Genomic DNA, 18,907 nt, shown 5'->3' with positions numbered 1-18,907 from the left:
CCCCACCTAAAATTCCATTTATGAAGGAGTCTACTATACAATGGCACGTTACACAGGTCCTAAATTTAAACTCAGCCGTCGTCTCGGCATTTCTCTGAGCGGCACAGGCAAAGATTTGAAGCGTCCTTTCCCTCCGGGTCAGCACGGCGCTAACCAACGCAGAAAAGTAAGTAACTACGGAGCTCAGCTTCTTGAGAAGCAAAAACTTCGTCATATGTACGGTCTGGGCGAAAAGCAGTTCCGCACTCTGTTCTCTAAAGCCCACAAAATGCAAGGTATTGCCGGTGAAAACTTCATGTTCTTGCTGGAATCCCGTTTGGACAACCTTGTATACCGTCTTGGTTTCGCTAACTCCCGTGCTGGTGCCCGTCAGTTGGTTTCCCACGGACACATCACTGTTAACGGCAAGAAAGTAAACATCGCTTCTTACCTCGTGAACCTTGGCGACGTCATCAGCCTTCGCGAAAGAAGCCGCGGTCTTTCCTCCGTTAAAGAAGCTTTGGAAAACCGTTCTCACCTTCCAGCTTACCTGGAGTTCAACGATACTTCCCTCGAAGGTAAATACATCCGTCTTCCTGAACGTTCCGAATTGTCTCAGGATATCGATGAGAAGCAAATCGTCGAGTTCTACAACCGTTAATCTTTAAACAACAAGCCGGCCAGGTCTTCCAGACCTCGGCCGGCTTTTTCTATGGCCCTAACGAAATCCGGAGGCCTGCAGGCTTCTTCAAAACGCTCACTCTCTGCCCCCTCCCCATAGTTCGAAGGAAAGGTGGCGGATTTCTACTGGATATTTCCATACCTTGATCTATATGCAGTTGTATTTTGCGGTATATCTTATAACATAATATATTTTTTGGGAATCACGACCTCGTCTCAATAAGCTCGCCATGCCCCATGGGGGATTATGGGAAAAATGAATTCAAACCCATGTATTTATGCTATAATGTTGCTGTTAAAAAGGAGGATACCCAATGGTAGAAGTGCACGGAAAGGATCCCGAAGAACAAACAGCAGCGCCTGCAAGGCATTGGGGAAAAACCACTTTGAAGGTTTTCCTATGGCTGTTTTTTGTTGGCTTTACAGGGATTCTGTTCGCTGGAGGAGCCATCTTTGGCTTCGTATCCGCGAACGTGATTGATGATCCCGTCCGGACTCGGGCGAGTATTGAGCAGAAAATAAGCACTAACAATATTACCAGCTTCGCTTACTTCCGTGACGGATATCCGATTGGGCAGCTTCGTTCGGAAGAAGACCGAAGGCCGGTAACTTACGAGGAAATTCCCCAGATTGTCATCGACGCGGTTATATCCGTAGAAGACAACAACTTTTGGAATCATAACGGGGTAGATTTGAAGGGCACCCTGCGCGCGGTCAAGGAGCGGCTGCTCAGAGAAAGCAGTCAGACTGGGGGCAGTACGCTGACCCAGCAGCTGGCCCGCCGTGTCTTCCTAAGTCTTGACCGTACGGATAACCGCAAGGTAAAAGAGATGCTGCTCGCCCTTCGCCTGGAGCGGTTTTTGACCAAGAAAGAAATATTAACCGCTTACCTCAACAAGGTTCCTTTCGGCAATGGTTCTAACGGATACAATGTATTTGGAATCCAGGCCGCTTCCCGGGGGATATTTGGAATTGCGGACCTGAAGAAGCTTAACATTGCCCAGGCGGCTTATCTGGCCGGTCTGCCCCAGCTCCCTTCCTCTTATTCTGCCTTTAACGGCAAGGGAGAATTTAATAAGTCCAACTTCAATCGTGCCATCAAACGTCAGCATCTTGTTCTGCAGCGCATGCTGGAGGAGAACAAGATAACGAAGGTCCAGTATGATGAGGCACTCGCATTTGACATCAAGAAAGCTCTCGTTCCCAAGACACAAAAAGCCTATGCCACTTATCCTTATCTGATGCTGGAAACCGAACGCCAGGGCGCACAGGTTCTTGCTCTGCTCAAGAATCCCAAGCTGGACAAAAACAAAATTCCAAGTCAGGTGCTTGAAGAAGCCCGTCAGCAGCTGATGACCGGCGGTTACCGCATTTATACTACAATTGACAGAAAAGTATACACGGCGATGCATAAGGTGGCAGAGAACAGCAGCAACTTCTCCCCTTACAGCAAAACCAAGGGTCTTGAACAGGTGGCTGGTATTATGATCGACCACAGGACAGGCGGGATTCTGGGGATGATCGAAGGAAGGGATTTCTACACCGAACAAATGAATTACGCAACTCAGATGGTGAGACAGCCCGGGTCAACCATGAAGCCGATTGCAGCCTTCCTGCCTGCTCTCGATAAAGGCCTTATCCAGCCAGCAAGCGTCATTGACGACTCACCTGTCATCTTTAAGGATGGACGGAAGGGCTATCATATTCCAGTTAACTCAAGCGGGGGCTACAAGGGATTGGTTACAGCCCGGACCGCGCTGAATGAATCACGCAACATCCCGGCTCTGAAGCTGTTCAATAACGTCGTCGGCATTAACGATGCATGGGCCTTCGTCAAAAAGCTGGGTATTACGACGATACAAGATCAGGATTACCAAGCACAAACCGGGGTTTTAGGTGGTCTTAAGTATGGTGTAACCGTGGAACAACTAGCCAACGCCTATGGAGCTATTGCGGATCAGGGCGTGTATAACGAGTCGTATATGATCGAGAAAATTACTGACTCCACCGGTCACGTCGTTTATCAGCATGAAAGCAAGCCTCAGCAGGTGTTTACAAAACAGACCGCTTATCTGATGACGGACATGCTCCGGACAGTTATCTCCCAAGCCGGTTCAACTGGACATTCCATCACCCGTGAGTTTAAGAAATACGGCACCATTCCGGTTGTAGGAAAAACGGGCACAACTCAGGACTATGGGGATGTCTGGTTTATGGGCTATTCGCCAGATGTCACCCTGGGCGTCTGGGTAGGTTACAAGGAACAGAAGAACACACTTGTTACCAAGCAGGCCAAGGCCAGAGCCAAATCGATCTGGGCGCTTGTCATGAACGAAGTAACCGAAAGCAAGCCGGAGCTGTTCAAGACAGCCAAGTTCGAGAAACCAGATGGAATTGTGACCAAGACCGTATCGGGTTACAGCGGACTTCTACCAACGGCGCTGACACGGCAGGCTGGCAAGATGGTTACGGATATTTTTAATGCCAAATACGTCCCTACGAAGTCGGATAACGTGCTGATCAGAGCCAAGTATATAACCTATAACGGGGTAAATTATATCCCTCACGATGGGACACCGGACGATATGGTGCAGCAAAAGGTTGTGGTCCGGCGCGACAAACCGATTAAAGAACTGATCGATGAGCTGCAGAAAGCCTTCTCCAGAATGAGAGGCGGCCATAGATCACTTGACTTCTACATGCCTAAGGATGCATCAGAGGATGCTCCATATAAGCTCGATCCGCGTGTGGATGACGGAAAGGCACCATCTGCACCGTCTAATGTCAGATCTATTGCTGGAGCAGGACATAATACGATCACGTTTAGTCTCAGCGGGGAGAAAGATGTTGCCGGTTACCGGCTGTACCGCTCTGTTGACGGCAGTGCCTTCAAATACAGCAGTTCTGTATTAACTGGCTCTGAAGCAAGCTTCAGTGACGGGACCTCTTCGGGTCATAATTACGCTTATTATGTAACTGCTGTGGATGTTGGCGGACATGAGTCGCAGCCAAGTGCGGTCGCCACCTCCGAAGGTGGAGGCAAACCGCTTAACGTTCCAGGATCTGAACAGTCCGGCAGCAGTACAACGCAAGAAGGTTCGGGCGGACCAATCAAGAGCGGCGTAACTACCACCCCATCTGCTCCCCAGCGCCTGCATGGTGAATCGGCCAGTAATGGTGTCAAAATTACTTGGGCCGCCAATCCGAAAGCTGAAGGCGTTACCGGCTACAACGTCTATTACGCTGACAAGGAGAATGGGGTTTACTCCCTGGTTGGAACCGTGCAGTCGAATGCGTACGAATACACAGCTTCGCCGATTGACGGTTATATCCGTGTAACCGCAGTAAACAAGTCTGGCGAATCGACTCCAACTGCAGCTATGCATATCCAAAAGCAGTAAGTCGTACCCAGGTTGCAACCAGAGGCCAGATCCCAAAGGCCGCTTAAATATACAATCGCAAAAGGGGCCGTCCCAAAAGACGGTCCCTTATTTTGTTTAGGAGCTCGGTTAGTGTTTGAAAGGCTGCGAGAACGAACGTTACTCCCACCGCTGTTTGTTTTGGATTTCTTGAATCATTTTCGATCGATAAAATCCAAGATCAAAGACGATTGCTAACGCTTGTCAGTAATCGTTCGTCTCTCCCGCGGGCCTCTTGCACAAACTGGCACAAACAAATAAAAGTAAATGAAGTCGTTCCCGTGGGCTTTTGCTCGCCCATAATCTTCTAAGAAGCATGTGGTAGAACAAAAATAACAGAGCGCCAGCCAAGGGTAACCCTTTGGACTGGCGCTCTGCTCGCTTTTTTATAAGTTGTCAGAAATATATTAGTCCTCAATCGTCGACAAATCGCCCACTGGCAGCTGAAGCTCCCAGGCTTTGAGCACACGGCGCATAATCTTACCGGAGCGTGTCTTCGGAAGCTTATCTTTAAATTCGATCTCACGTGGGGCCGCATGCGCTGACAATCCCTCTTTGACAAAGCGGGAGATATCCGCTTTCAGCTCATCGGATGGCTCAAAGCCCTCACGCAGCGAAATGAATGCCTTGATGATCTCCCCACGAGTCGGATCAGGCTTGCCGATCACACCCGCTTCTGCAACTGCCGGGTGCTCTACAAGCTTGCTCTCGACCTCGAACGGTCCAATGCGTTCACCGGACGAGTTAATGACATCATCGATGCGGCCCTGGAACCAGAAGTAACCATCCTCGTCCACATAAGCGGAGTCACCGGAAATGTACCAGCCCTGAATACGGAAATACTCCTCATACTTGGCCGGATTGTTCCAAATTTTGCGCATCATCGACGGCCAAGGCGTCTTGATCGCCAAATTCCCCATCCGGTACGGCGGCAGCACATTCCCGTTGTCATCAATGATCGCCGCTTCAATGCCTGGCAGTGGACGTCCCATCGAGCCCGGTTTCATCGGCATAGAAGGATAGTTGCAGATCAACTGCCCCCCGGTCTCCGTCATCCACCAGGTGTCGTGAATTCGCTTACCGTACACCTTGAGTCCCCACCGTACCACTTCTGGGTTCAACGGTTCCCCAACAGACAGGACATGACGCAGGCTGGACAGGTCATACTGTGAAATTACGTCCTCTCCTGCTCCCATCAGCATCCGGAATGCCGTTGGGGCACTGTACCAGACCGTAACCTTATTCTTCTGAATCGTATCATACCAGTCGGCAGGACTGAACCGCCCTCCGCGGATAACGTTGGTTGCCCCGTTCAGCCAAGGGGCAAAGATTCCGTACGAAGTACCGGTAACCCAGCCTGGGTCGGCTGTACACCAGTAAATATCCCCCTCCTGCAAATCAAGGACAACCTTACCGGTGTAATAATGCTGAATCATGGCATTGTGCACATGATAGACGCCTTTAGGTTTCCCGGTGGAACCGGACGTATAATGAAGAATAAGGCCGTCCTCACGGTCCACCCATTCGATTTCGGCATCAGGCGAAGCTTCGGACATTGCGGACTTGTAGTCAATAAGACCATTTCCCGCTCCTTCCACATCATCACCAAGAACAATAACATGCTTAAGCTCAGGCAGTTCGTCCCGTTTAATACGGTGAAGGAGTGAAGTCGTTGTCACGATCGCAACCGCACCGCTGTCTTCCAAGCGGTCCTTAACTGCTGTCTCCATGAAGGCTTCAAACAACGGCCCTACAATTGCACCAACCTTAATGGTGCCAAGTATACTTACATAGAGTTCAGGGGTTCTAGGCATAAATACAAACACCCGATCTCCCTTGGTAACCCCCAGACCACGCAGCACATTTGCAAACTGGTTGGACAGTGTGGACAACTGCTCAAAGGTGTAGGATTCATTTCTTGCCGCATCACTGTACAAAAGGGCTGTTTTCCCTCCCCGGCCCGCATCCACATGGCGGTCAATCGCCTCATAAGCCATGTTCAGCTTACCTGTCTCATACCAGGAGAAGTCTTTCTCCACATTCTCCCATTTAAAACTGTCATACGTTGTTTCATAGTCCCCCAAATTTGATGAGGGTGCCACCGCAGAAATGACTTCTCCTTGCAGTTGATTCATCGTTTCATCCTCCTAATCCTCTCTCATAATCGGATAATTGTAAGTTTGAATTCATGAAAACAGAAACAAGTCGGATCATAGACAGCGCTTACAAGAATTTTGTCGAAAAAGAGCCGGCGCGGTCATTTTGTCACGCATGGTGTCAAGAAAGAATTTGTGAAGAATTTATGTCAAAAGGTATTATATCATACGCTCAAGAAAGCGGCTACACTTTTCAATTACCTGTTTTTCTGCTATAAGTGAGAGGAAAGAGGAAAGGAGACCGACGATGGAACATCCTAAAATGTACCACGCCCATATCCTGTCCCGCCCACCAAAACAAATTACGGTGGAAGGACCTGTATCCCCTGACGAACTCCGTCGTCTCCGAATGCACCCGGAACTCGACGCATTTCGCAAACCTGAAGATCAGCATCAGGCCCTGATAGAAATCGCCGGTCTTCCAGAGGGGCGCATGATTATTGCGCGGGAAGGGGATTTGATTGTAGGTTATGTCACCTTCCATTATCCCGATGAGATGGAACGGTGGTCTGAAGGGGGCATGGAGGACCTGATTGAGCTCGGAGCCATCGAGGTGGCCAATGACTACCGCTCTCTTGGACTCGGCAGCTCGATGATCAAAACCGCATTTGAAGATAAGCAGATGGAGAATTATATCGTTTTTACTACTGAATATTACTGGCACTGGGATCTCAAGAGCAGCGGACTTGATGTATGGGAATACCGGAAAATGATGGAACGCCTCATGCAGACCGTTGATATGGTTTGGTATGCGACGGATGATCCCGAGATATGCTCCCATCCGGCCAACTGCCTGATGGTGCGGATTGGCAGGAACGTTCCCATTGAATCCAAAGAGCAATTTGATCAAATCCGCTTCAGGCAGCGGTTTATGTATTAATCCGGAACAAGAAAGGGGGACTGCTCCGAAATGTCTGGAAGCGCAGTGTTCGTGCATCACGCCAAAGATTTGAGTTATCATTTCCATGAGAGCCACCCTTTCCATCCGATTCGTCTGCAGCTGGCCATTGATCTACTGTCAGAGACCGGCGCTCTACCGGAGGAATTGAAGCTATCATCCCGCGAGGCTCAAGAACACGAGCTGCTCCGTGTACACAGCGCGGAATACGTAAAGGCAGTTCAAGCCTTAAGTGTGCCTGTCCCCACGGAGGACTGGCTCGCCAAGGCCGAGCAGTACGGGCTGCTGGATGAAGAAACGCCATATTTTACGGGGATGCATGAGGCCTCATCCTATATTGCCGGAGGCACCCTGACAGCGGCGGAAGCCGTCATGTCGGGCGCGGCTACACACGCCCTGCACTTAGGGGGCGGGCTTCACCATGCTCTCGTCGCCAAGGCAGCCGGGTTCTGTGTCTACAATGATGCCGCTGTCGCGATTGCACACGTCCGGGATAAGTACAAGGCCCGGGTGCTTTATATTGACACGGATGTACACCATGGGGACGGTGTGCAGTGGAGCTTTTATTCGGATCCGGAGGTGTGCACCTATTCCATTCATGAAACAGGCAAATATCTGTTTCCAGGAACAGGCTTCGTACATGAGCGTGGCGAGCATTTAGGTTATGGCTGCTCGGTCAACCTGCCTCTGCAGCCATATACAGAGGATGATTCATGGATGGAGTGCTTCACCGAATCTATTCACCGCCTCACGGCCCATTTCAAACCGGATCTTATCATCAGCCAGCATGGCTGTGACGCCCACGCCCTCGACCCGCTGGCTCATATGAACTGCAGTATGGCGATTTATCACAAGATGCCCGCCATCATCCATGATCTTGCACACCAATACTGCGAAGGGAGATGGGTGGCTGTAGGTGGAGGCGGTTATGATATCTGGAAGGTCGTCCCTAGAGCCTGGAGCCTGCTCTGGCTGGAAATGTGCGACCATCCTCTTAAGGCTAAGCTTAACACCGACCCCCTAACCCCTCTGCCGCCCAAATGGATTGAGCGGTGGCAGCCGCACGCTCCCGTCCCCCTCCCCGCTTCATGGCTGGATGATCTCAGCCGCTGGGAGATGATCCCCCGGAGGGCGGAGATCACGGCAAAAAACCGCGATACGCTCGCGGTTGCCCTTCAAGATATACCTTGATTCATGCCTGAAAATCAGGGTCACATATGACCTACGATATCCCTTAGGATTTCATAGGAGCGGCGGGACGCTTCAACGGTAAACTCCGCAAAGTTAACATTTGCCGTCCCGTCCGCCTTATCAGACATCGAACGCAGAACCACATATGGGATTCCGTTCATATGGCTTACCTGGGCTACGGCCGAACCTTCCATTTCCACACATACCCCGTTCAAATCTTCGTATAATGACCGCACCACAGCATGATCCGCGATGAACTGATCACCGGAGAGCACCTTGCCCACCACATACTTATGTTCCTTACAGATTCTCCCGCAAGCCTCTTCAGCCAGCTTGATCAGCCGATCATCCGCAGGGAAATCCGATACGGACTGGTAAGGAATAACACCCTTTGCGAATCCAAGCGCAGTAACGTCCATATCGTGCTGCTGGCAGGACGAGGAGATCACAATATCCCCGATATTTAGATCAGGATGCGCTGCTCCGGCAACACCCGTGAATAAGATCGCATTCACTCCAAAGCGGTCGATCAGAACTTGGGTGGTGACCGCCGCATTAACCTTACCTACCCCTGATCTGCATACCACAACCTGCTTGCCGAGCAAGCTTCCCTTTGTAAAGCTAATCCCGCTGGCTGTAACCGTCTCTTTATCCTGCATATCCGCAAGCAGAAGCGCAATCTCTTCATCCATGGCGCCAAGCAATCCTAATACCGTCATCCGTATACTCCTTCCGAAAAAAAAGCTCCTGCATTGGGAGCTTTTTTGTTCTAACCTTTTTCATATTGTCATAATATTATGAATTGAACAGTTGACCTGCACCGCCTGTCAAAAAAGCTCAATTCACTTTTATATCTAATTTATGAATTGTTGTTCTCCAAATGATTCACAGACAGACGAAGAATCGTCTCATGCGGAAGAATAACCCGCGGGTTCTCCACATTCTCCTTCTTCATCAATTTGGTCAGCAAACGCATGGCAACGGCCCCAAGATCGTACATCGGTTGAGCCACAGTCGTAAGCTGCGGGCGCACCATGGAAGCCATGCGAACATTGTCGACACTGATGACAGAGAAGTCATCCGGAACTTTAAGACCCTCGTCCTGAATGCTATGTATGGCGCCAATCGCCATTTCATCCGTAGCCGCAAACACAGCCGTCGGCTTCTTCTTCAATCCGAGGAAGTACTTCATAGCTTCAACGCCGGACTCATAGCGGTAGTTCCCGATTCTTACGAGGTCCTCCTGATAAGGAATTCCTGCTGCCTCAAGCGCTTTCTTATATCCCTGGAAACGGGCATAACCGTTAGCCGGGTCCTGAAGTGTTCCGCTAATCATGGCGATTTCACGGTGACCATGGCGAATCAGCGTATTCACCGCATCGAATGCAGCCGCTTCGTGATCAATATCCACCGATGGAATAACCCCATTCTCATCACTGGTCGCACAGAGCACAATCGGTACAGAAGAAGTCTGGAAGGCTTGTATATGTTCCTCCGTTACGGTTCCGCCCATGAACAGAAGACCGTCCACCTGCTTCTCAAGCAAGGTGTTAATAACACGAATCTCCTTCTCCTTCTTCTTATCGGCGTTACACAAAATAATATTATAATGGTACATATTTGCAATGTCCTCAATACCTCGGGCAATTTCCGCAAATATGGAATTGGAAATATCAGGAATGACAACTCCAACCGTTGTTGTCTTCTTGCTCGCAAGACCCCTGGCTACAGCATTAGGGCGATATCCCAATCGCTCAATTGCTTCATAAACTTTCTTGCGCGTCTGCGGCTTCACGTTCGGATTGTTGTTTACAACCCTGGAAACCGTGGCCATTGAGACGCCAGCTTCACGTGCCACATCGTAAATGGTAACCGTCACATTCTTCTCTCCATTGCCAATAAATTTTTCATCCTGATCGCGTAGATGCTGTTGTATCCGAACGAACTAAAAATCAGCAGCGGTACTTCATAGGTTCGGTCAAAATAGTAAATTTGGGCTGTTGACTTTAGCTTACATTATAATATGAATTAAATTTATGATACGATAAATCACATCTTTGTGCAATGATAACACCATTTCTACGCCGGAATTTCGTACAAAGATCTTGAGGTTATACTGGAATGGAGGTATGCCGGACTGTCTTACCCTCTCTGATTATCAGCAGCTCAGGCAGCTGATTGAGCTCACCTTCGTGAACATAACCCTGATCACTTCTTATTCTCGTCAAGGCAGTCATCAGATATTCAGCTCCTCACGTACTTGAATTCCATTTCCGTTCCTCATGCTGTATGTATTTTAGCAAAAAACGCGAAAAAAATCCAATTATCGTGGAAAAACTGCTGATTTTGGAGAAAAAAGTTATTTTATTCTCGAAACTTGTCGATTTGTATGAAACAATGTTAACTGGGATAAGCGCTCCGAGATATCCTTCATCCACAAACTGTCGTCTTTGTCCTTGGCATATCCATAAATATCGAGCAGAAGATTAATACGGTCTTCCTTCTTCCTCTCGAGTACATGTTCAATCGGTTCCGAATCCGGTTCCGTATAAAGCGTATCATAAAGCAGGCTTGCGATCTCATTTATCTCATTGAAATGGATCACCCTGCTCCCCTCAAGCTGTCTCCACTCCCCAATTAGAGACAGTAAATGCGGCTTTACCTCGGGTAAAACCTCATAAGACCCACATGTGCATGACTCACACTGCAGTATGGGTACATTCTCAATTTCAATTCGCCCCTCAAAAATGACCTTTCTGAAATCCAGGCTCATTTCTTGTCCGCAATCACATGACTTGCGCACATCATCACCTCATCTATATTGTGTTTCTAAGTATGCCTTATACAAATAACGTATCAGATGTGTAAAAAGTTTTAGGTTTTGATACAATTAAATAATTGAAATAATGTTTCGTCAATACTCAAATACGACAGGAGGAGTAAGATTTGAGACTAACTGGAAAAAGAGTTATCGCTTTGGTTGACGAGGAATTTGAGGATCTGGAGCTTTGGTATCCGGTCTATCGCGTTCGTGAGGAAGGGGCTGAAGTCCATCTCGTTGGGGCCGAGAAAGGCAAAAAATACATCGGAAAATATGGCGTTCCCGCTGAAGCTGAATTCAGCTACGAAGAGGTGGAGAGCCAGAATTATGATGGCATACTAGTTCCTGGCGGCTGGGCGCCGGACAAGCTCCGCAGGTATCCGAAGGTGCTTCAGCTTGTCCGCGAAATGCATGAGGCCCGCAAGCCCATTGGGCAGATCTGCCATGCAGGGTGGGTTCTGATCTCCGCTGGTATTCTGAAGGGCGTCACAGTCACTTCTACTCCAGGAATCCGCGACGACATGGAGAACGCCGGCTCGATCTGGAAGGACGAGGCTGTGGTTGCAGATGGGCATATCATCTCAGCCCGCAGGCCGCCGGATCTTCCCCCATACGGCAAAGCCTTCTGTGATGCGCTTACTGCCAGCGGAGCAGCTCAGAAATAATTAAAACTTGAATAGCACATTCAGCTATAGTTACATGCGAATAACCGCCAGTGGGCTTAATGCTCCTGGCGGTTATTATTTGGTAAGGCGTCCAATAATGCTAATGAAGACTACAATTATGCCGTTCTGTCTGCTGGCCACCCCGGCTGGCTTCAGCCATCAGAAGGCTCTCAATTTCTTCACTTGTCCGCAGCTTGTAGCAGGCTTCACCGACCGCTTTCTCTTGAGAGGCCTTACAGCCTAATATCCGGTGCTTTACCCTAAGCAGGGACAGCGGTGACATACTTAAATCATGAATTCCGAGATGCAGCCAAAGCGGAACGAACCTCTCATCCCCGGCCATCTCTCCACATACGCTCACAGTAATTCCTGCGGCATGAGCGGCGGTAACCGTGTTACGTATCATGCGAAGCACCGCGGGATGATACGGATGATACATATGGGCGATCTGTTCGTTCATCCGGTCCACTGCAAGGACGTATTGTACAAGATCGTTGGTTCCAATACTGAAGAAATCAACTTCTTCAGCCAGCAGATCGGCTATAGCTGCAGCTGCTGGAACCTCGATCATAATACCTACAGGAACATCGGGGTCATATTCCACTCCCCGCTTATCAAGCTCAGCCATCGTCTCACGCAGGATGCGCTTCGCTTCGATCACTTCCTCAACCGAAGAGATCATCGGGAACATGATCTTCATGCTGCCATAAGCGCTAGCCCGGAGCACTGCGGCAAGCTGAGTTTTGAAGACTTCCGAACTGTCCAGGCTGATCCGGATTCCACGGTATCCAAGAACTGGATTCTCTTCCTCCGCGATGGAGAAATATTCAAGCTCTTTATCCCCCCCGATATCCAGGGTGCGGATAACGACTGGATGACCGCCGGCTTTCTCCGCAACCTGACGGTAGACCTCGAATTGCTCATCCTCCGTAGGAAACGTGCTGCGGTTCATATATAAGAATTCTGTTCTGAAGAGGCCAACCCCTTCCGCCCCATACTTAAGGGCAAGCTCACAGTCCTTGAGAGAGCTGATATTGCCTGCCAGCCGAAGCCTTGTTCCATCCAGGGTGACGGCATCCTCCGAGGCCAACAGCTGAAGCTGTTCCTTACGTTTACGGAGCTGTTCCGAAATCCGGGTATAACGTGTGATCAGTTCTTCATCGGGTTCGATGAAGAGACTTCCGTCATCTCCGTCAACGATAAGCATATCGCCTGTCTGGATTGGAAGCGTCAGCTTATTCTCAAGCCCGGAGACCAGCGGAATTCCCAGCGCTCTGGCCATGATAGCGGAGTGGGAGGTTTTCCCGCCAAGCATGGTAACCATGCCCAGAACATTGTTCGGGTTCAGATGAACAAGCTGTGAAGGCGAAAGCTCCTTGGCAACCAAAATGTAAGGCTGGGTATCGGCTGGCAGGGTGATATCCGGCGTGCCAAGCAGGTGCTTAAGCAGCCGGTTGCCAACGTCTTTGATATCAAGAGCACGCTCTTTCATGTATTCGTCATCCAGCAGGTCGAACATGGTGACGAAATGATCAATGGCTTCCTTTACCGCAACCTCCGCCGCCTTGTATTGACGCTCAATGATCCCTTGGATTTCACTCATAAATACGGGATCTTCCAAAATTGCGAGATGGGCGTCAAATATGCCTGACTCCTCTGAGCCAACCGTTTCCTTAATTTCGTTCTTGATTTCTTCTATCTCATGTTTGGAGGTCCTGATTCCTTCATATAAGCGATCAAATTCCTTCGTCAGATCGATGTTATCCATTCTCCGGTCAGGTACATCCCATTCCCAGGATGGCAGCACAAATGCCCTCCCGATGGCTACCCCCGTCGAAGCACCGATGCCTTGTATCATATGAGCCCCCTCCAAATTCCTATTTCTCATAGGATATCCTCTCTCTTTATGAATATGGTATACACCCGCCCGAACATTTGTCAAAGAAAAAAAACAAAAATTAAAGCGGGCATCCCTAAGGACACCCGCCTTGCACCAGTTAAACTGGCAAATCTCATCGGCCACGCTCAGGAGAGGTAATCGCATCCTCCACCTTGATACAGCGGTCCATGATCACCGTCAGACCGTGATCCGAAGCCATCTGATATGCTTCCTCATTGTAGACGCCAAGCTGCAGCCACAGCACCTTCGCTCCGATCTCCACCGCTTCCTTAGCCACCTCCGGCGTGTATTCACTACGGCGAAATACATTAACAATGTCCACCGGCTCAGGAATATCCTTCAAGGAGGCATAGGTCTTCTCCCCAAGAATGTCCTCGGTTACCGTTGGATTCACCGGAATAATCCGGTAGCCTCGAAGCTGCAGCGCCTGGCCGATCATATAAGAGGTACGATCGGTTTTATCCGACAATCCAACAATCGCAATATTGCCAGCTGATTCCAGAATCTGCTTGATTTCTTGACGGCTTGGGTTCTCAAATGCCATATTAAACAACCACCTTTCAATATACAGAATATATAGATTTAGATAAAATGAACTTATGAAGGTTACCCTTATGGGGCGCTGCGATGCCGAGTGTTCTTTAAGGCCACTGTTGTCTCCGAAATGCTTGAACTAGATCTCCAAGTAGGGGCATTTCGGAGACAAAGGCGGACGCTGCCGCTTCTTAAGAATCACTCTGGATCGAAGCTGAGAGCGGTTATTTTTAAAGTTCATTTTATCTAGATATAACTACTATTTAACCCATTCAACGGACGCGCCAAGCGCGGACATATGGTCGAAGAACTGCGGATACGACTTAGCCACATGATGGGCATCCTTAATCGTAACCGGCTGTTTGGCACGGAGGCCAACAAGGGTAAGAGCCATGATCACCCGGTGGTCGTAGTGGGCGTTGATTTCCACTCCGCCCTCTACCCCTTCAGGACGCCCGTGCACAATAATTTCCGCCTGCCGCTCCTCTACATTGGCTCCGGCCTTCTTGAGTTCAGCCAGATAATCCGTGATCCGGTCACATTCCTTATAACGCAAATTCTCAACATTGTAAAATCTTGAAGTTCCTTCCGCAAAAACAGCTGCGGCCACCATCGCAAGTACAGCATCTGTAGCAGCATCCCCGTCAAATTCCACAGCGGTCAGCTTGCTGTTCCCCTGGATGTGCACCACCCCATTCTCATGGGTAAGCGGAACATTCATCATTCTCAGCACGTCCACAACAGCCCGTTCCCCCTGCTTGCTGTGCTCCTCAAGGCCATTGACCGTTACATCGGAATTGGTTACAGCCGCAGCAGCCAGAATAGCCGCGGAGCCTGGATAGTCGCCTTGTACTTTATAGGTCTTGGCCTGATAACGTTGACGACCTGGAACTCTGAAATTTACGTAATCATCCAATACTTCAATCTTAATGCCGGCCTGTTCAAGAACTTCCAGCGTTTGTCCCACAACCACCTTGGACTTAAGATCCCCGAGCACCTCAATCTCGCTATCCTCTTCAAGCAGCGGAGTGAGGAACAGCAGTGCACTCAAATACTGGGAACTGACTTCACCGGACACTTTTATTTTACCGCCTTTAGCCGCGCCTCCACGGATACGGATCGGCAGACGGCCGTTATTGTGCTCAACCTCTACTCCCATCTGGGTAAGAGCCTCGATCAGATCATCATGTGGACGCTTGCCCAGTGAATCAGGATAGGTATTTACAAAAGTCACATCCGGACAAAGTGCCGTAACCGCCATCAGAAAACGCAGCACCGCTCCCGCATTACCCACATTTAGCTGCTGCACGTCCTTTGGTTTAGCGCCGAAGCCTGTAATCACAATTTTCTCATCGTCTTCTTCAATTACCGCCCCAAGATCCGCTATACAGCGGCGCATGGCATCGCTGTCCTCACTATGAGCCGGATAGTAGATCGTGCTCGTTCCTTCCGCAAGAGCGGCAACCAGCAAATAACGCGTAGTATAGTTCTTGGAAGACAAGGCCTGAATCTCTCCACTCAAATTTGGGGTAGGTCTCACAATTATGTCCATATGTACTCTCCTTTGTGAATATTGCAAAGTATAAATATATCATTCGTACCTGCCTAAATTCCTTCGTAATAAAAAGCTTAGACGCGGTAACGTATTAAAATATCCGAGGCCACTTCGGCCGCACTTTTGCCTGCCGTATCGATCGTGCAGTGTGCAAAATCATAAGCCATCTTGCGTTCTTCGAGCAGCTGAGTGATCCGCTCTGCAGCACCTCCGGCAAGCAGCGGACGGTTAGGATCTTCCCCCACCCGGCTGATAATACTTGCGGCATCGGCCTTCAGGGCAACAACCCAGCCATTGTCCAGCATGATCTGGCAGTTGGCATCCCGCAGCACACAGCCGCCGCCCGTTGCGACGATAACGTGCTCTCTCTGAAGAACTTCGCGGAGCACCGAACTCTCTAATTCCCGGAAATATGCCTCGCCTTGGGATGCAAAGATGTCCGGAATGGATTGACCGGCCTTAAGCTCGATCTCATGGTCCATGTCCACAAGCTGATAACCCGTTTCAGCCGCAAGATGTGCACCTACCGTAGATTTCCCCGTACCCATCATGCCAATCAGTATAATATTGTCTTTATGCCCCTGCACCCTGTCACCTACTTCTCTCTATCTCCATGCTGTGAGTAAAAGAACTTTGTCATATCATAACACATAATCCGGCAAGCAAAAAGACACCCGGTACGGCTCTGCCGCATCCCGGGTGTCTTTGAATTATTGCCAAGAACTTTGAAGCCTTAGAACCACTGATGGTGGAACACGCCTTCTTTGTCCACACGTTTGAAGGTATGAGCGCCGAAGTAGTCGCGCTGCGCCTGCAGCAGATTCGCTGGCAGTCTTTCTGTACGGTAGCTGTCATAGTAGGAAAGCGCACTGGAGAAGCCAGGCACCGGAACCCCGTTAGCAACGGCTGTGGAGACTACCTTGCGCCATGCATCCTGATAATTCTCAACAATTCCTTTGAAGTAAGAATCCAGCAGCAGGTTCTTCAGAGCCGGATCACGGTCATAAGCGTCTTTGATGTTCTGCAGGAACTGGGAGCGGATGATACAGCCACCGCGGAAGATCATAGCGATGTTGCCGTATTTCAGATCCCAGCCGTATTCGTCAGATGCTGCGCGCATTTGGGCGAAGCCTTGAGCATAAGATACGATCTTACTTGCGAACAAGGCTTTGCGGACGTTCTCGATGAACTCCTGCTTGTCCCCATTGAACGATTTCTCTGGACCGCTCAGGATTTTGCTGGCAGCAACCCGCTCTTCCTTCATGGCAGACAGGAAGCGGGAGAAGACGGATTCGGTAATCATGGACAACGGCACGCCTAGATCCAAAGCGCTCTGGCTTGTCCATTTTCCAGTCCCTTTCTGGCCTGCGGCATCCAGAATCACGTCAACCATAGGCTTACCGGTCTCTTCATCATACTGGGAGAAGATGTCCGCGGTAATTTCGATCAGGTAGCTGTCCAGCTCCCCTTTATTCCATTCCGAGAAAATTTCATGTAGTTCTTTTGCGTCCAGGTTCAGAGTATCCTTCAGTAGGTGATACGCCTCCCCGATCAGCTGCATGTCCCCATACTCGATGCCGTTGTGAACCATTTTCACATAGTGTCCGGCACCATCTGGACCGATATATGTACAGCAAGGATCGCCGTTCACTTTGGCGGAAATAGCCGTAAGAATCGGTTTCACCAGCTCATATGCGCTTTCTTGACCGCCAGGCATGATCGCTGGGCCGTTCAGAGCGCCTTCTTCACCGCCTGATACCCCTGTTCCAATAAAGCGAAGGCCCTTGGCTTCAAGCTCCTTGCTGCGGCGCTGGGTATCCGGGAAGAATGCGTTGCCCCCGTCAATAATGATGTCGCCTTCATCCAGGTGAGGCACAAGCTGTTCAATTGTCGCATCAGTAGCTGCACCGGCTTGTACCATGATCAGAATTTTGCGCGGCTTTTCGAGGGATTCTACGAATTCTTCGATTGAGAAGGTTCCGAAGAGATTTTTGCCCTTGGCTTCATTCTCCAAAAGCTCGTGTGTCTTCTGAGGGGAACGGTTAAATACAGATACCGTAAAGCCTCTGCTTTCGATATTCAGTGCCAAATTCTTGCCCATCACCGCTAGTCCGATGACGCCTATCTGTTGTTTTGACATCAGGTTCTCCATCCTTTGCAGACTATATTTTATGACAATAATATCATTTTAACGTTTTTGTGGAAAGAAGTGAACCCCACTCCATGTTAAGGAACTTCTTCAAGCCCGAACAAAGCACCCCAAAACCGAAAGTTTGAGGTGCTTTGTTCATTGCAGGCATTTGTCCGGGCAGCTCACCATTCCAGCTCCATGAGACTGCGGCGCAGCTTCTTCAGCTTCTCCTTGCTGGCCTCTGCCGCCTGCTCATCACCGGACTTCAACGCCTCATACAAACGCTCAAGCTCAGCGTCCACCTCGGTCTGCAGACTTTCTATCTGCCGCTCGGCCGACTGGGAATTGAACATATATGACATTTTCTCGAAACTCGGAATGGAGCCTTTCTGATACAGCACGCGCTGCTCCACACCAGATACCTCTACAAGACGGATGACTTCCCCGAACAGAATGTTCTCGATCAGGATCTGCCGGTCCTTGAAGCGCTTAACCACCGCGTGTCCTCTCAGGTCACCGATCAGCTTCTCGAGCCATTCTGCCAGCTTGGCATCTTTAATTATATAATCCCCCACTAATTTATAACTCATCTGCACACGCTGGAACCGAAGCTTGGTCAGCTTGCGTCCCGTACGGACCGATACGATAAAGATGGAATCACTTTCACTCCAGTACAGAGAATATCCATCCTGTATCAAGTCACGGATCAACTGCTGGATATGCCCCCGTTCAAATCTTAATTCAAGATTACAATACTCCACTTCGTAACTCTTGTTCATGGTACTCCCTCCTTCAAGTTTTGCTAAGCAAAACTGCTCCGAAAGATTAGACTCTGCAGGGCATGAAACTCAACAAATTACTATCGTCCTGGTTACAGTTTACATTATCTTATACTTCATCCTATGTAACGGTAACTTGGATTATTTGATTATTTTTACCCGCAAAGCTCCGGTCATGACGCACGGCCGCCCGGATTT

Annotated in this window: 15 protein-coding genes; 5 read left to right on the top strand and 10 right to left on the bottom strand. The window is 49.5% G+C overall.

Features of this window, described 5'->3' with window-relative positions; all coding sequences use genetic code 11:
* Positions 1 to 40 precede the first annotated feature (40 nt).
* Together rpsD and BN6628_RS09240 are read left to right on the top strand one after the other, a co-directional pair.
* A complete protein-coding gene (rpsD, locus tag BN6628_RS09245) occupies positions 41 to 640 on the top strand; it encodes a 30S ribosomal protein S4 (RefSeq protein WP_068616722.1) in 600 nt (199 codons plus the stop codon).
* Positions 641 to 974: 334 nt separating this feature from the next.
* Positions 975 to 4,061, top strand: coding sequence for a transglycosylase domain-containing protein (locus BN6628_RS09240; RefSeq protein ID WP_068616721.1), 3,087 nt, complete (start codon positions 975 to 977; stop codon positions 4,059 to 4,061).
* A 425-nt stretch (positions 4,062 to 4,486) separates the two neighbouring features.
* Here the strand turns inward: BN6628_RS09240 and acsA are convergent, their stop codons facing one another.
* Positions 4,487 to 6,214: an acetate--CoA ligase gene (acsA, locus tag BN6628_RS09235; RefSeq protein WP_068616719.1), complete on the bottom strand. Its 1,728-nt coding sequence runs from the start codon at positions 6,212 to 6,214 to the stop codon at positions 4,487 to 4,489.
* 268 nt (positions 6,215 to 6,482) lie between these two features.
* Here acsA and BN6628_RS09230 point away from each other — a divergent pair, with 268 nt between their 5' ends.
* Entirely contained in the window at positions 6,483 to 7,115 is a 633-nt protein-coding gene (locus BN6628_RS09230; protein WP_068616718.1) for a GNAT family N-acetyltransferase, read from the top strand.
* 30 nt (positions 7,116 to 7,145) lie between these two features.
* Positions 7,146 to 8,324, top strand: a complete 1,179-nt coding sequence (locus tag BN6628_RS09225) for an acetoin utilization protein AcuC (protein ID WP_068616717.1) — start codon at positions 7,146 to 7,148, stop codon at positions 8,322 to 8,324.
* 20 nt (positions 8,325 to 8,344) lie between these two features.
* Here the strand turns inward: BN6628_RS09225 and BN6628_RS09220 are convergent, their stop codons facing one another.
* The 3 genes from BN6628_RS09220 to BN6628_RS09210 all read right to left on the bottom strand — a co-directional run bounded on the left by BN6628_RS09220 (position 8,345) and on the right by BN6628_RS09210 (position 11,127).
* Positions 8,345 to 9,043 carry a 5'-methylthioadenosine/adenosylhomocysteine nucleosidase gene (locus BN6628_RS09220; RefSeq protein ID WP_068616715.1) on the bottom strand — a complete coding sequence of 233 codons (699 nt, stop codon included), beginning with the start codon at positions 9,041 to 9,043 and terminating at the stop codon, positions 8,345 to 8,347.
* Positions 9,044 to 9,183: 140 nt separating this feature from the next.
* Complete coding sequence (gene ccpA, locus BN6628_RS09215) at positions 9,184 to 10,203, bottom strand: catabolite control protein A (RefSeq protein ID WP_068616714.1); 1,020 nt, start codon at positions 10,201 to 10,203, stop codon at positions 9,184 to 9,186.
* A gap of 480 nt (positions 10,204 to 10,683) precedes the next feature.
* Complete coding sequence (locus tag BN6628_RS09210; protein ID WP_068616713.1) at positions 10,684 to 11,127, bottom strand: hypothetical protein; 444 nt, start codon at positions 11,125 to 11,127, stop codon at positions 10,684 to 10,686.
* Between the two features lie 143 nt (positions 11,128 to 11,270).
* Between BN6628_RS09210 and BN6628_RS09205 the strand changes: the two genes are divergently transcribed.
* Positions 11,271 to 11,810 carry a type 1 glutamine amidotransferase domain-containing protein gene (locus tag BN6628_RS09205; protein WP_068616711.1) on the top strand — a complete coding sequence of 180 codons (540 nt, stop codon included), beginning with the start codon at positions 11,271 to 11,273 and terminating at the stop codon, positions 11,808 to 11,810.
* Between the two features lie 100 nt (positions 11,811 to 11,910).
* On the opposite strand, the gene ptsP is transcribed toward BN6628_RS09205, so the two are convergent.
* From ptsP to BN6628_RS09175, 6 genes are all read right to left on the bottom strand, one after another.
* Positions 11,911 to 13,668, bottom strand: coding sequence for a phosphoenolpyruvate--protein phosphotransferase (ptsP, locus tag BN6628_RS09200; RefSeq protein ID WP_068616710.1), 1,758 nt, complete (start codon positions 13,666 to 13,668; stop codon positions 11,911 to 11,913).
* A 154-nt stretch (positions 13,669 to 13,822) separates the two neighbouring features.
* Positions 13,823 to 14,254, bottom strand: a complete 432-nt coding sequence (locus tag BN6628_RS09195) for a CoA-binding protein (protein ID WP_068616708.1) — start codon at positions 14,252 to 14,254, stop codon at positions 13,823 to 13,825.
* A gap of 249 nt (positions 14,255 to 14,503) precedes the next feature.
* Positions 14,504 to 15,796, bottom strand: a complete 1,293-nt coding sequence (gene aroA / locus BN6628_RS09190) for a 3-phosphoshikimate 1-carboxyvinyltransferase (RefSeq protein WP_068616707.1) — start codon at positions 15,794 to 15,796, stop codon at positions 14,504 to 14,506.
* A gap of 77 nt (positions 15,797 to 15,873) precedes the next feature.
* Positions 15,874 to 16,386: a shikimate kinase gene (locus tag BN6628_RS09185; RefSeq protein WP_328586951.1), complete on the bottom strand. Its 513-nt coding sequence runs from the start codon at positions 16,384 to 16,386 to the stop codon at positions 15,874 to 15,876.
* A 146-nt stretch (positions 16,387 to 16,532) separates the two neighbouring features.
* Positions 16,533 to 17,939 (bottom strand): NADP-dependent phosphogluconate dehydrogenase, encoded by a 1,407-nt coding sequence (gndA, locus tag BN6628_RS09180; RefSeq protein WP_068616705.1) that lies wholly within the window; start codon positions 17,937 to 17,939, stop codon positions 16,533 to 16,535.
* A gap of 173 nt (positions 17,940 to 18,112) precedes the next feature.
* Positions 18,113 to 18,709, bottom strand: a complete 597-nt coding sequence (locus BN6628_RS09175; RefSeq protein ID WP_068616703.1) for a hypothetical protein — start codon at positions 18,707 to 18,709, stop codon at positions 18,113 to 18,115.
* Positions 18,710 to 18,907 lie beyond the last annotated feature (198 nt).

It is taken from the genome of Paenibacillus tuaregi, from assembly GCF_900086655.1.
Lineage (GTDB): Bacteria > Bacillota > Bacilli > Paenibacillales > Paenibacillaceae > Fontibacillus > Fontibacillus tuaregi.
The sequence above is the reverse complement of the archived record's forward strand: the minus strand, read 5'-3'. Positions and strand labels throughout refer to the sequence as shown.